This is a genomic window from Paraburkholderia phymatum (genome assembly GCF_040965635.1).
Taxonomy (GTDB): domain Bacteria; phylum Pseudomonadota; class Gammaproteobacteria; order Burkholderiales; family Burkholderiaceae; genus Paraburkholderia; species Paraburkholderia phymatum_B.
On sequence record NZ_JBFRCH010000004.1, the window covers coordinates 310,124 to 324,012 of the forward strand.

The 13,889-nt window shown below is 62.1% G+C and carries 13 protein-coding genes; 3 read left to right on the forward strand and 10 right to left on the reverse strand.

Annotated features, from left to right (window positions below; genetic code table 11):
* Window positions 1-32: 32 nt before the first annotated feature.
* From AB4Y32_RS10935 to norR, 5 genes are all read right to left on the reverse strand, one after another.
* Window positions 33-1,355 (reverse strand): HlyD family secretion protein, encoded by a 1,323-nt coding sequence (locus AB4Y32_RS10935; protein ID WP_368721351.1) that lies wholly within the window; start codon window positions 1,353-1,355, stop codon window positions 33-35.
* A gap of 34 nt (window positions 1,356-1,389) precedes the next feature.
* Window positions 1,390-2,889 (reverse strand): efflux transporter outer membrane subunit, encoded by a 1,500-nt coding sequence (locus AB4Y32_RS10940; protein WP_368721352.1) that lies wholly within the window; start codon window positions 2,887-2,889, stop codon window positions 1,390-1,392.
* Window positions 2,890-2,925: 36 nt separating this feature from the next.
* The gene (locus tag AB4Y32_RS10945; protein ID WP_368721353.1) at window positions 2,926-3,363 is read right to left on the reverse strand and encodes a MarR family winged helix-turn-helix transcriptional regulator; all 438 of its coding nucleotides are present in this window, start codon (window positions 3,361-3,363) and stop codon (window positions 2,926-2,928) included.
* A 152-nt stretch (window positions 3,364-3,515) separates the two neighbouring features.
* Complete coding sequence (locus AB4Y32_RS10950; protein WP_368721354.1) at window positions 3,516-3,953, reverse strand: MarR family winged helix-turn-helix transcriptional regulator; 438 nt, start codon at window positions 3,951-3,953, stop codon at window positions 3,516-3,518.
* Window positions 3,954-4,036: 83 nt separating this feature from the next.
* Window positions 4,037-5,635 carry a nitric oxide reductase transcriptional regulator NorR gene (norR, locus tag AB4Y32_RS10955; RefSeq protein ID WP_368721355.1) on the reverse strand — a complete coding sequence of 533 codons (1,599 nt, stop codon included), beginning with the start codon at window positions 5,633-5,635 and terminating at the stop codon, window positions 4,037-4,039.
* A gap of 131 nt (window positions 5,636-5,766) precedes the next feature.
* Between norR and hmpA the strand changes: the two genes are divergently transcribed.
* Window positions 5,767-6,948, forward strand: coding sequence for an NO-inducible flavohemoprotein (gene hmpA, locus AB4Y32_RS10960; protein ID WP_368721356.1), 1,182 nt, complete (start codon window positions 5,767-5,769; stop codon window positions 6,946-6,948).
* Between the two features lie 133 nt (window positions 6,949-7,081).
* On the opposite strand, the gene catC is transcribed toward hmpA, so the two are convergent.
* The 3 genes from catC to AB4Y32_RS10975 all read right to left on the reverse strand — a co-directional run bounded on the left by catC (window position 7,082) and on the right by AB4Y32_RS10975 (window position 9,631).
* Entirely contained in the window at window positions 7,082-7,372 is a 291-nt protein-coding gene (gene catC, locus AB4Y32_RS10965) for a muconolactone Delta-isomerase (protein ID WP_368721357.1), read from the reverse strand.
* Between the two features lie 138 nt (window positions 7,373-7,510).
* Entirely contained in the window at window positions 7,511-8,413 is a 903-nt protein-coding gene (catA, locus tag AB4Y32_RS10970) for a catechol 1,2-dioxygenase (protein WP_368721358.1), read from the reverse strand.
* Between the two features lie 60 nt (window positions 8,414-8,473).
* Window positions 8,474-9,631, reverse strand: coding sequence for a muconate/chloromuconate family cycloisomerase (locus tag AB4Y32_RS10975; RefSeq protein WP_368721359.1), 1,158 nt, complete (start codon window positions 9,629-9,631; stop codon window positions 8,474-8,476).
* A 91-nt stretch (window positions 9,632-9,722) separates the two neighbouring features.
* On the opposite strand from AB4Y32_RS10975, the gene AB4Y32_RS10980 reads away from it, so the two are divergent.
* Window positions 9,723-10,616 carry a LysR family transcriptional regulator gene (locus tag AB4Y32_RS10980; RefSeq protein ID WP_368721360.1) on the forward strand — a complete coding sequence of 298 codons (894 nt, stop codon included), beginning with the start codon at window positions 9,723-9,725 and terminating at the stop codon, window positions 10,614-10,616.
* A 6-nt stretch (window positions 10,617-10,622) separates the two neighbouring features.
* On the opposite strand, the gene AB4Y32_RS10985 is transcribed toward AB4Y32_RS10980, so the two are convergent.
* Window positions 10,623-11,036, reverse strand: a complete 414-nt coding sequence (locus tag AB4Y32_RS10985) for a hypothetical protein (protein ID WP_368721361.1) — start codon at window positions 11,034-11,036, stop codon at window positions 10,623-10,625.
* 269 nt (window positions 11,037-11,305) lie between these two features.
* On the reverse strand, window positions 11,306-12,532 hold the full coding sequence (locus tag AB4Y32_RS10990; protein ID WP_368721362.1) for a YbfB/YjiJ family MFS transporter: 1,227 nt from the start codon (window positions 12,530-12,532) through the stop codon (window positions 11,306-11,308).
* A 406-nt stretch (window positions 12,533-12,938) separates the two neighbouring features.
* Between AB4Y32_RS10990 and AB4Y32_RS10995 the strand changes: the two genes are divergently transcribed.
* On the forward strand, window positions 12,939-13,370 hold the full coding sequence (locus AB4Y32_RS10995) for a cupin domain-containing protein (RefSeq protein WP_368721363.1): 432 nt from the start codon (window positions 12,939-12,941) through the stop codon (window positions 13,368-13,370).
* Window positions 13,371-13,889 lie beyond the last annotated feature (519 nt).

Genomic DNA, 13,889 nt, shown 5'->3' on the forward strand with positions numbered 1-13,889 from the left:
ACACGGATGTGAGCCGCGTCCCGGCGTGCGAATTAGCCGGCGCGCTGGGCGGAGCCGCTGCGCTTGTCTTCCTTCGCGCTCGCGTCGCGCTTCGCAAGCGGCCGCGACGATGCGGCGCCGGCCACCGCGCCCGTATGCATCGGCACGCTGTTCTGCGCGATGATCTTCTCGATCTCCGCATCTGCCTGCGCGCCGTATCCATCGAATACATCCGTGTGATACGTCGTGTTCATGGCCGTGCCGAGTTGCGCGCCGGTGTCGTTGCGCGTGTCGACATCGACTTCCATCGAAAGGCCGATACGCAGCGGATGCGCTTCGAGTTCCTTCTGATCGAGCTGGATGCGCGCGGGCAAGCGTTGCACGACCTTGATCCAGTTGCCCGTCGCGTTCTGCGCGGGCAGCGTTGCGAACGCGCTGCCCGTGCCCGCCGAGAAACCGACCACGCGGCCGTGATACTGGACCTTGCTGCCATACACGTCGGCCGTCAGCGTCACGGGCTGACCGATGCGCATGTTGCGCAACTGGCTTTCCTTGTAGTTCGCATCGACCCACACGCCGTCGAGCGGCACGATCGCCATCAGCGGCGTGCCCGGCGACACGCGCTGGCCGACCTGCACCGAGCGCTTCGCGACATAGCCGGTGACGGGCGCGGGCAGCGTGTTGCGCGCGTACGCGAGGTACGCGTCGCGCACTTTCGATGCGGCCGCCTGCACGTTCGGGTGCTGCTCGATCGTCGTGCGGTCGGTCAACGCGCGGTTCGCTTCCGCCTGTTGCCGCGCGGCATCGAGCGCCGCCTGCGCGGCCGTCACGGTGTCGCGTGCGTGCGCGATGTCTTCCGCCGACACCGCGCCCGTATCGGCGACGGCCTGGCGGCGGCGCAGATCGTCCTGTGCGCGCGCCAGGTCGGATTGTTTCTGCGCGACGTTGGCCGCATAGAAATCGTTGTTCACGTAGAGGCTGCTCACTTGCCGCACGGTCTGTCCGAGCGTCGCTTCGGCATTGCCGAGCGCGACCTTCGCATCGGCGTTGTCGAGCTTCACGACGGGGTCACCCGCTTTCACAATCTGGGTATCGTCGGCATTCACGGCGACGACGGTGCCCGTTACCTGCGGCGTCAGCTGCACGAGGTTGCCGCTGACGTACGCGTCGTCAGTGGTCTCGTGATAGCGGGCATACGTCGTGTAGTACGCGCCATACGCCGCCGCCGACACGACGACGGCCACGCCAAGTAGCGCGAGCAACAGCTTGCGCTTACGCGTGGGCTCGTTCGCGGCGGCATCCTGCTTCGCGCGCGGTGCTGCCGTGGCTTGCGTTTCTTGCGTCGCTTGACGCTCCGGGGTGTTGAGTTCGCTCATTTCGATTCTCCAGGCAGATTCTTTGAGTTGCCGCTCAGCGCGCGGCGACGGCAGAGGTGTTGGGATCGGACGCATTCGACGCATCGACGAAGCCGCCGCCAAGCGCGGAGGCCAGCGCGATCTGCTGGTCGCGGCGGTCCATGCGCAGGTTCGCAACGGCCTGATCGGCGGAAAGCGCATTGACGTCGGCGTTCAGGACAGTCAGCTGATTCGTGAGGCCGGCCTTGTACTGCACCAGCGCGAGCTTGTCGGCCTGGCGCGCGGCGTCCTGCGCGTTCTGCGCATCGACGAGCTGCCCGTCCGTCGAGCGCACGTCGGCGAGCTGCGTGGCCACTTCGCTCAATGCGGTGACGAGCGTCTGGTTGTAGGTCGCGACGGCGTAGTCGAAATCGGCGTAGCGGCCCTTCAGTTGAGCGCGCAATTCGCCCGCATCGAAGATGGGCAAATGGATCGCCGGGCCCACCGACGCCGTGCGGCTCGCGGCCGTCAGAAAGCGGCCGAAGCCGAACGCGTCGAGACCGATCGCGGCGCTCAGATTGATGTCGGGATAGAACTCGGCCTTCGCTTCCTTCACGTCGTGCGTCATCGCATCGACTCGCCAGCGCGCGGCCACGATATCGGGGCGGCGGCTCACGAGATCGGCGGGCAGGTTGTCGGGCAGACGCACTTCGTCGCCGAGGCCGAGCGTCGGACGCACGATCTGCAAGCCACGGTCCGGCCCCGCGCCGAGCAGCGCGGCGATCTGATAGCGCGTCGTGAGAATCCGGCCGTCGAGCGCTTTAAGCGTGGCACGGCTCGTCGCGAGATTGGCCTGCGCGGTCTTGCGCTCGACTTCCGTATCGAGCCCCGTCGCGATGCGGCCCGCCGTGATGCGGTCGATCTGCTCGCGCTGCGCGATCTCCTGTTGCGCGATGTCGCGCAGCACATACAGACGCGCGAGCTGGTTATACGTGCGGGCAATCGATGTCGTCAGCGTCAGCTTGACGAATTCCGCGTCGGCCTGGCTGGCCTGAAGCTGCGAGACCGCCGACTTCAACGCTTCGCGGTTCTTGCCCCACAGATCGAGATCGTATGAAGCGCTCAGCAGGCCCTTGTTTTCCGTCTGCCACGAACCGCCGTACGGAGGCGGCACGAGCGCCGTGCTGGAGAACTGCTGGCGCGTGAGCGAGTAGCTTGCGTCGACGCGCGGCATCGTGCTCGCCTTCGCCGTTTCGCTATAGGCCGAAGCAGCCGCGACGCGGGCGCGCGCCTGGTCGAGCGTCGGGCTGCTCTTTAGCGCTTCGTCGATCAGCGCCTTCAGTTGCGCGTCGCCGAACTGATCGGCCCAATTCGCTGCGGGCCAGTGGCCCTGCTCGGCGGGAATGCTCTGCTGCGTTGCATACTGCTGCGGCTCGGCCGTCTTCGCGTCGCTGTGGATGCCCGCGTAGTTCACGCACGCCGACAGCACTGCCGCGAACATCACCGAGACACCGACTTTCAGCGCACGCGATGCGCGCTGCCTGGTGCTTGACGTGGTGTTTGACTGATTGCTCATTTTCTGACCTATCAGATAATTGGATAAAAAAATCGCTCAATCGTCGAGGAATTTTCGAAGCAGACGGTGCAGTTCGTCGAATTCCGCTGCGGTGAAGCGCTCAAGGCGCGTGTTCAGCACATCCGGCGCGATCTCGGCGATGCGCAGTGCGACCTCGCGGCCCGCGTCCGTCAGTTCGAGATTCACAACGCGTCGGTCGTCGCTGTTGCGCGAGCGCGTGAGCATGCGGAGCGTTTCGAGCTTGTCGAGCATGCGCGTCATCAGGCCCGTATCGATGCCGAGGTGCCGCGACAGCATCGCCGGCGTCGTATCGACGCCGCGCATCAGCGACAACAAAATGCCGACATGGTGCGCCGTGATGTTCAGGTGCTTCACCGCTGCATCCATCTGCGTCATCACGACGTTGCGCGCCTTGCTGATCGCGCAAATGACGTCTTGCGTCAGGTGAAAATCGTCTTTCGGATCGTGCAACATCTCTGACTCCGTGCTATTTGCAAGAACAATAATTGACGTGTCAGATACAGTCAACGGCGCATGGATGAAACTCATTGTTCCATCAGATGCGACAGTCCTTGTCTTTCAGTTGGATACCGCGGATGCGGGCCGAACGGCCGCACAGGGCGTGTTCAGTCGCCCAGGAATTTGCGCAGCAAGCGGCGCAGTTCCGTGAGTTCGGCCTTGGTGAAGTCCTTGAGGCGCGCGTTGAGCACGTCAGGCGCGATTTCGGGAATCTGATCGGCGACGGCGATGCCGTCTTTCGTCAGCGAAAGATTGACGACGCGACGGTCCTGCTGATCGCGCGAGCGCACCAGCAGCCCTCTCGCTTCGAGCTTGTCGAGCATGCGGGTCATCAGCCCCGTGTCGATTCCGAGCATTTTCGACAGCTCGAATGGCGTCGACGCGAGGTTCTGTCTGAGCATCAGCACGATGCCCATTTGCTGGCCGGAGATGTCGAGTTCCTTGAGCGCCGCGTCCATCTCGGTGACGATCAGGTTGCGCGCCTTCACGAGCTGGAAGCCGACGCTCTCCCTCACCTTGAAATTGTCTTTGGTGTAATGACGCACGCGAGGCCTCCTGGAGCAAACGGCGATCTGACTGACAGATCAGATACTACCAAATCAGGTCTCGCGCGCCGCTCGACACATGTTCACTTTAACCCGAGACGCTTCGCGAGCCGGTTCAGGTTCGCGCGATCCATGCCGAGCGTACGCGCGACGGCGGCCCAGTTGTGGTTGTTGCGCTCGAGCGCATCGCTGACGAGCGTGCGCTCGTAAGCCGTGACGGCGCTGCGAAAGTCGGTGGCGCTTGCTTCGCTTGTGTCCGTCGAAGACGAACGCGATGCGGGCGCCGCCAGATCGGCGCCGGGGTTCGCCGACATGCCGAGGTCAGCAGCCGTCAGCGTCAGAATGCGCGGCCGCTCGCGATGGCGCGACAATGCCTTGAACGCGCTGCGCCCGATCATGTGCTCCAGTTCGCGCACGTTGCCCGGCCAGTTGTACCCAAGCAGCGCGGCCTGCGCGTCGTGCGCGAGCCGGATGCTGAGCAGCCCGAGCCGCGCGCGATTCTCTTCGAGGAAGAAGCCCGCGAGCAGCAGCACATCGCGTCCGCGTTCGCGCAGTGGCGGCACGCGCAACGGGTAGACGCTCAGCCGGTGATACAGGTCCGCGCGAAAACGCCCGGCCCGCACTTCTTCGGCCAGGTCGCGATTCGTTGCGGCGATCAGCCGCACGTCGACCTTGTGCTCGCTGTCCGAGCCGATGCGCTGCAACTGCCCGTTCTGCAACACGCGCAGCAGCTTCGCCTGCACGCCGAGCGGCAGTTCGCCGACTTCATCGAGAAAGAGCGTGCCGCCGTCGGCCAGCTCGAACTTGCCGCTGCGGTCCGACGACGCGCCCGAGAACGCGCCGCGCACGTGCCCGAACAGCTCGCTCTCGACGAGCGTATCGGGCAGCGCCGCGCAGTTGAGGCTGATCATCGGCTTGTTCGCGCGCGGCGAACCGCTGTGAATCGCGTTCGCGACGAGTTCCTTGCCGACGCCCGTTTCGCCCGTCACGAGCACCGTCAGCTCGCTGTTCGCAACGACGCGGATTTCGTTGACGAGTTGCTGATGCGCCGCGCTGCTGCCGATCAGATCGCGGCTGCTCTGCCCGCTCGCCTGGCGATACGCCTCCGCGCGCTGACGTTCTTCTTCCGTGTTGCGCTCAAGCGTGTGGATGCGCTCCGCGACGCTCACCGTGGCCGCCGCGAGACTCAGAAACGCTTGCAGCGCGTTCATGTCGATGCTGTCGAAGCGCTCAGGGTCGAGCGCATCGAGCGTCAGCAGACCCCACGGCCTGCCGCCGATGAACAGCGGACAGCCCAGGCAATCGTGCACTTCGAGATGGCCGCTTACGCCCTGCACGAGGCCATCGTAGGGATCGGGCAAGGCGGAATCGGCAGGAAAGCGCGTCGGCGCGCGACTCGATAGCAGCGCTTCGAAGCGCGGATGATCGCCGACGCGAAAGCGCCTGCCGAGCGTATCGCTGCTCAGGCCGTCGATCGCGAGCGGGACGAGCGTGTCTTCGTCGAGACGCAAAAGGGCCGCTGCATCGCCGGGAAACAGCGTGCGCAGCGTCGTCAGCAGCCGGCGATAGCGCTCGCGTTCCGGCAAGTCGCGCGTCAGGTCCTCGACGAGCGGAATGAGCGCATCGAGCACCTCGGACGCAGTCAGTTTGACTTCGAATGAAGTCTTTTTAACGCTTGTCATATCCACAGACGTTTTTTATAACCCTTTGATTTTACGACGCTCACGAGCTGGCCCGATACCTGCGTTAGGTGATTACCCGAAACCCGCCGCATTGGCGGGCGCCACTCACCCCAACTGCGAGGAAACAACTCATGCTGTCAGCCGAACAACGCGCAATCATCAAGGCAACCGTGCCCCTGCTCGAAAGCGGTGGAGAAGCGCTCACCACGCACTTCTACAAGGTCATGCTGGCGGAGTACCCGAGCGTGCGCCCGCTGTTCAACCAGGCGCACCAGCAATCGGGCGACCAGCCACGTGCGCTGGCGAATGCGGTGCTGATGTACGCGCGCCATATCGATCAACTCGAACAACTCGGCGGACTGGTTTCGCAAATCGTCAACAAGCACGTCGCGCTGAACATCCTTCCCGAGCATTATCCGATCGTCGGCGCATGTCTGCTGCGCGCGATCCGCGAAGTGCTCGGCGCCGAGATCGCGACGGATGCCGTGATCGAAGCGTGGGCCGCCGCCTATCAGCAACTGGCCGACCTGCTGATCGGGCTCGAAGAGAAGGTGTATGTCGAAAAGGAAACGGCCACTGGCGGGTGGCGCGGCACGCGTGAGTTCGTGGTGGCGCGCAAGGTCAAGGAGAGCGACGAGATCACGTCGTTCTATCTGCGCCCGGCCGACGGCGGCGATCTGCTCGAATTCCATCCGGGCCAGTACATCGGCCTGCGCCTGGTCGTCGAAGGTGAAGAAATCCGCCGCAACTATTCGCTGTCGGCTGCGGCAAATGGCCACGAATATCGGATCAGCGTGAAGCGCGAGCCGAACGGCAAGGGCTCGAACTTCCTGCACGACTCCGTGCACGAAGGCTCGACGCTGGATCTGTACGCGCCGTCGGGCGATTTCACGCTGGAGCGCAGTGACAAGCCCCTCGTGTTGATCAGCGGCGGTGTCGGCATCACGCCGACGCTCGCGATGCTCAACGCCGCGCTGCAGACGTCGCGTCCGATTCACTTCATCCACGCAGCGCGTCATGGCGGCGTGCATGCGTTCCGCGATGTCATCGACGAACTCGCGGACCGTCATCCGCAACTCAAGCGCTTCTACGTGTACGAGAAGCCGCGTACGGACGATGAAGCGCATCACGCGGAAGGCTTGCTCGATGAAGCGCGTCTGATGGAATGGATGCCCGCGACGCGCGACGTCGACGTGTATTTCCTCGGACCGAAGCCTTTCATGAAGGCCGTGAAGCGGCATCTGAAAGCGATCGGCGTGCCCGAGAAGCAGAGCCGTTATGAATTCTTCGGGCCTGCTGCGGCGCTCGACTGATCAAGCGGGTTTATGTTGTAGTGGTTGTTGTCTGGTAGGGCTACCCTAGTAGTACTTTGGAAGAGACGCGTGCCTGGTCTCTTCCTTTTTTGTTTTCGCGGCGCTAGCGAAAACAAAAGCACAGCTCAAGCAGTTAGCGATCGTCCTCGTGAATCGACGACGGATGCCGGCAAATCGCATCGACTTCGATTTCCATATACGGATAAAGCGGCAACTGCATGAGAAGATCATTCAGCTGCGCGGGACTTTCCACATCGAACACGCTGTAATTCGCATACAGCCCGGCGATACGCCACAAGTGCCGCCAGATTCCTTCTTTCTGCAGCCGCTGCGCCATGGCCTTTTCATCGGACTTCAATTCGTTCGCGCGCTCCACGGGCATATCGTGCGGCAGCTTAACGACCATCTTCACGTGAAATAGCATTCGGGTACTCCGCTTGTTTAGAGTGACTTTCGAAGTGACTCTCGAGCGATTGCGCGACATTCGCGTCGCGCCGTGCTTTCAATGCACGCGACCGCCTGAAGCGGCGGCCGCATTCAACCATTCGACGATGCTGCGCGATCAGGCGCGAGCGCGCTCCACTTCACTCGTCGGCACGTCGTTGCGTTCCTTGACGAGATTGAAGTCGAAGTCGATCAGCGCGAACTGGCCGTCGATGTCATACGGCTTGCCCGTTGCGCCCTCTTCCTTCTTCACCGCGGGCACGAGGCCTTCGCGCGTGGCGAACGCGAAGTCGTCCCACAGATACGGATCGCCTTCGATATTGATCTGGGTCGTCAGCTTGCGATAGCCTGGCGCCGACACGAAGAAGTGAATGTGCGCGGGACGATGACCGTGACGGCCTAGCAGATCCAGCAGCTGCTGCGTCTTGCCTTCGGGCGGCACACTATAGCCGATGGGGACCACGCTGCGGAAGCTGTAATTGCCGTTTTCATCGGTGCGGATCGAGCGGCGCAGATTGTATTCAGGTTGCGACTTGTCGAAGTGCGAGTAGTTGCCCAGATGGTTCGCGTGCCACACTTCGACCAGTGCGCCGCGCAGCGGCTCGCCATTTTCGGCGAGCACGCGGCCGCGCATCACGAGCGTCTCGCCCGGCTCGTTGCCGTTGTCCAGACGCGCATGGCCCGTCGATTCCGGCGCGCCTGCCACATACAGCGGACCTTCGATCGTGCGCGGCGTGCCGCCCGCAATACCTGCTTGCTTTTCCGCTTCGTCGAGACGGACGTCCAGGAAGTGCTCGAAGCCGAGACCGGCGGCCAGCAGGCCGAGCTCGCCGCTTTGGCCCGCTTCGCCGAGATAGTTCAGCGCCGACCAGAATTCGTTCGGCGTCACATCGAGCTCATCGATCGTGATGAACAGATCGCGAATGATGCGGTTGACCACCTGCTTCGTGCGGGCGTTGCCTTCGTGCGTGGCGCTCTCGTTGATCTTGTTCAACAGGGCGTCGATGGCTTTGATTTCCATGGGGATGTCTCCTTTAGTCCAATCACTGACGACGATGCTCAACGGGCCGTGTCAGCACCGTCATAGCTTCACTACGCTCGCGCCGCGCTTCGTATCGCGGCGCAATCTCTCGATCTTGTCGAGGTCGAGTTGAATGCCGAGGCCCGGCCCTTGCGGCAACTTCAATGCGAAGTTCTCGTAGCGCAGCGGCTCGACGAGAACTTCTTCGGTGAGGAGCAGCGGCCCGAAGAGTTCGGTGCCCCACTTCAATTCACGGAAAGTACTGAACAGTTGCGCAGAAGCAATCGTGCCGAGCGCGCCTTCGAGCATCGTGCCGCCATACAGGTCGACACCCGATGCGAGCGCAATCGCGGCCACGCCCGCCGCGCCCGTCAGGCCGCCCGATTGCGCGATCTTCACTGCGAACACATCGGCGGCGTGGGCGCTCGCGAGATCGAATGCATCGACGGGGCCGTGCAATGCTTCGTCGGCCATGATGGGCACCTTCGACAGATGCGTGAGACGCTTGAGTCCGCGTCGATCCTCGGCGGCAATCGGCTGTTCGATCAGGTCGCAGCCTGCATCCGCGAGCCGCTCGATGGCCCACAGCGCTTCGGCCTGACTCCACGCCTGATTCACATCGACGCGCACTTGCGCGCGGTCGCCCACGGCGGCCTTGATCGCGGCGACATGCGCGACATCGTCAGCGGGCGCGCGCGTGCCGATCTTCAGCTTGAACACGCGATGGCGCTTCATTTCCAGCATCTGATGCGCTTCGTCGATATCGCGGCCTGTGTCGCCGCTCGCTAGCGTCCACGCGACTTCGACGGAATCCGTCACGCGGCCGCCGAACAGTTCCGAAAGCGGCACGCCGAAGCGTCGAGCCTGCGCGTCGAACAGCGCCGTTTCGATCGCGCACTTCGCAAAGCGATTGCCTTGAAAGCTCTCGCGCAGCTTCGCCATGACCTGGCCGGGGCGCGTTGCATCCATGCCTTTGAGCATCGGCGCGAAGTAAGTGTCGATATTGGTCTTGATGCTCTCCGGACTTTCCTCGCCATAAGCGAGCCCGCCGATCGTCGTCGCCTCGCCCCAGCCTGCCATACCATCCGCGCATTGAATCCGGACCAGCACGAGGACCTGGCAGTTCATCGTGGCGACGGACAGGCGGTGCGGCCGGATCGTGGGAACATCGACGAGAATGGTATCTACGGCTTGTATCTGTATGGGGCTTGGTATCATACGGCTCTCCTGCTGTTGGGACCCATACTAGGGGCGCCAGCGGAATCCGTCCAAGACCGATTGAGTCTATTTCCATACCTTCAGGGCATAGATGGAACTGCGTCAACTTCGCTATTTCGTCGCGGTCGCGGAAGAAAGGAACTTCACGCGCGCCGCCGAACGGCTGAACATGACGCAGCCGCCCCTCTCGCGGCAGATTCAGCAGATCGAAGACAGCGTGGGCCTTGCGCTCTTCGAACGGGGTGCGCGCCCGCTCAAGCTGACGGAAGCCGGACGCGTCTTTTACGCGCAGGCGAAGCGCCTGCTCGAAGAGAGCGACGAGTTGCTGCCGCTCACACGGCGCCTTGCGCAACTCGCCGAGCGCATCGTCATCGGCTTCGTACCGTCCACGCTGTACGGTCCGTTGCCCGACGTGATCCGCGCATTCAGGGAAGCGGCGCCGCTCATCCAGATTTCGCTGATCGAGATGTTCACGATCGAGCAGCTGAGCGCGCTAAAAGGCGGACGCATCGATGTCGGCTTTGGCCGCCTTCGTTTCGACGAACCGCAATTGGCGCGCGAGGTGCTCGTCGAAGAGACGCTGATCGCCGCATTGCCCTCCGGCCATGCGCTCGCGGAAAGGGGCACGTTGACGCTCGATGCTCTTGCGAAAGAAACGCTGATCGTCTATCCGTCCACGCCACGGCCCAGTTACGCGGACCAGCAGTTGTCCGCCTTCCGCGATCATGCCGTCGAACCCGCAGCCGTCCATGAAGTGCGCGAGTTGCAGACAGCGCTCGGTCTCGTCGCCGCGCAGGTTGGTGTGTGTCTCGTGCCGGAAAGTGTCAGAGGTTTGCGTGCGCGAGGCGTGACATATCGTCCGCTCGACGGCGCGCAGGTGTCGTCGCCGATCATCATGAGCCGCCGTTTGCAGGATCAAAGTCGCACCACTGATCTGTTCTGCTCGATCGCGCGCGATCTTTTCAGGCGACCGTTAACCGTCTAGGTACTTTTAGCGTTGATCGAGGGTATCGGACGAGGACTCGCTGACGACATGCCACGCACCGACTGCCATGTCGCCAGAACGCGGTGTGCGCGATGCACGCGAAAAACCCAACGCGATCAAAGCGCCCGCCTTGAGCAGGCATTCGATCAGCGATTGCGAGAAAACCCAGACAGACTCGTTCAATTCGACGGGCAGCCCCGGTACGATTGCGACGAGGCTCAATCCGCACAGGAAGGAAAATAGCCACTGCGCGCGCACGACGCCGCGTACAGCCGCGAGGCCCATGGCGGCCCAGAGAATCTTTGCGATCGCGAGCGCCGAGATGCCCATGTGGCCCAACGACGGATCGAGTTCGGCAGGCGTCTCGATCAGAGACCAGCCGCACACGCCGAGAACGAAAAGAGCCGGAGTGAGTGTCAAACGCGTGCGGCTGCGTCGCGTGTGCGCTTGCGGCAGAACATCAGCGTCGTCGATGACGCTCCGTGGTGAACGATCTGCCCCGGCCGTCACGATCGAACGCCTCCTGTCGATGTCATGCCTGCAAGAACCATACGAGAATGAATGATCGAATTGTCGTATCTCGAAAGCACGCGCGGTAGTTAATCTTTGTTAAGTCAATGCACTCCATCGTTTATAGACGATTCGGCCGGTCGTATTTTTAAGAACAACAGTGGCACACGTGAAAACCACTATGTGATGCTCTGGTTTTGTTCAGGCTCTCGCGCGAGCCACGGCGCTACGCAGTCAGCAACGACAACGAACATCAGCGCCGCCGCCCCGATTGCAAACAGCAGACGATGATTGCCGCCGCTCGCGTTGAAGATTGCCGAATACGCGTAGCCGGCAATCGCCTGAAATGCTGCGAACGTCGTCGTCACGCGGCTCCACACGACGTACTGCTTGCCGTGGTCATGCACGACTTCGTGGATGCGCGCGAGCATCGTCGGCACGATGCCGGGCGGATAGCTGCCGATCAGCAGCGTCAGCGCGCCGACCAGTACCCTGTTGCTCGACATCGCAAGCGCCGCGACCGCCACGACTTGCAGCAGCGACAGCACGCGGATAGCGAAACGTCCGCCCAGCCGGTCTGCGACGAAGCCATACACAGGCGCGCCGAAGGTCGCGCCCACGCCATAGAGAATCCAGTACGAAGCGCCGATGTGCGCGCCCGCGTCGAGCCCGCGCGCGATGAAATCGACGAGAAAGACCATCGTGGGAACGAGGCCGAGCGCCATCAATGCGTATTCGACATAAAGCACGCGGACGGTAGAAGGCTCGCGCGTCTTCACAGTGTGAGACGCCGATGAAGCGTGCAACGATTGCGTTGCGGACGGCCATCCTTGCCATGTTGCCAATGTCAGAGCGGCGGACAACGCGGCAATGCCGATCCACGTATTCCGCAAGCCGAGGTTGAGCAGCAAAGGAACGATCGTGCCCGATGCCGCGATACCGACGCCAAGGCCGAGAAAGATCGCCCCGCTTGCAAGCCCCTTGCGAGCCGCGGGCACGTGTGGCAGCACGGTTGCGGCGACGAGCACCATGATCGTTCCGCCCGCCACGCCCGACATCAATCTCCAGACGAAGAACCACGCCACCGATACCGGAAACGCGCACGCAAGAAACGCCACTGTGACGAGCAACATCATTGCTCTCAATGCCGACGTGTTCGTCACGCGGTGCGCAAGAGGGCGTCCGAGCAGCGCGCCGATCAGATAGCCCGCGAGATTCGCCGCGCCGAGATACACGACATCCGATGCTGCAAACCAATGGGCTTGAATCAGCGGTGGAATGAGCGGCGTATAGGCAAAGCGGGCGAGTCCGATTCCGACGAGGCTCGCACTGAAACCCGCAAAGATATCCCATACGGCGATACGGCCCGTGCCCGCCGTCGATGAGAAAGATGCATCTGTAGACATGGTGAGGTGTTCCGCTTGAAGCCGCGCGTTGCGTGGCGGTATTCCAGGGAGCGGAACGAGCCGCTCGCGATGTTTGACTCAAATGTCAATGATGCTGATTCTAGACATACGTGACAAACATCGCAAGCGGAATGTGCCGACGCCGCCCCCATGTCGAACCGCAGATGCGCTGCGGAGAACTGCGAACAAAAATCTCGCTATGTGGGACAACGGGCGGGCTATGGACCTTTCGTATGTTCACGGTGGCACGTGAGACGTTTGCTTGCACAGTTCCAACAAAGCGTTTACTCTCGCAACTACGACTATGTAAGTCGTAGTTAACGCGGGTTCGTATGTTCCTTCTATCGTGCTAACGTCCGCTGGCACGTTGCAACCTTCAGAAATGCTTTGTATCGGAGAGTTGAAAATGAATTTCGTCGAGACCGTTCTCGCATCCACCGCCGCAGCGTGTATTGCGCTGAGCGCATCGCATGCCGCCCATGCGCATGGCATCGATGACCCGCACGAGCACATCAGCCCAGCGTTCCAGACCGCCATTGCAAACGTGCCCGGCAAGACCATGACGGCCATCATCGTCGACTACAAACCGGGTGGCGTTTCGCAGTCGCATCGCCATGGGCAGGCATTCGTGGTCGGCTATGTGTTGCAGGGCGAAATCCGCAGCAAGGTCGACGGTGGCGAAGAACGCGTGTATTACGCGGGTGAGAGCTGGACGGAGGCGCCGGGCGCTCACCATCTGATCAGCGAGAACGTCAGCAAGACCAAGCCTGCGAAGCTGCTTGCCATCTTTGTCGCCGACGACAATGATAAGAATCTCGTGATATGGGACAAGAAGTAAGCCAAGTGCATATTTGGCTTATCGAATCGAACGACAGCATGCAAGGCGTGCGCAAGCGTCAAGCATTTAGTTGCCCGTCGGTAGTGGCTATCGGCCATGGATCGTTGCGTGCGTTTATCCAGCTTGCGATGCACACGGGCGCGTCGTCTCTATGGCTTGCATCGATCAACCCTTACCAGGTCGCATTGCCTCTCAAATGGCGAAGCTTAGCTTGCCGTATTGCGGTCCGAACGTCCAATATAGAGTCATGGCGCGTCGATGCCTGGAATCGATGCGCCATGCAGGCATGTCAAACAAATTGCCTTGCGAGCCACACCGTACAACAACGTTGACGTCAGCAGCAGCACCTCGGCCGCGCGATCGCGAGCCGCCAGCCAAACTCTGTGACGGAGGTGAATGATGACTCGTCCGGTCGAAGAAGATATCGTTCGACGCGCATTGGTGGGCGTTTTGATGCCCACACCCTTGACGCTCGAATCGACCAGAAAAGCGCAATACGGTCCAAAGAAAAAATTCCGC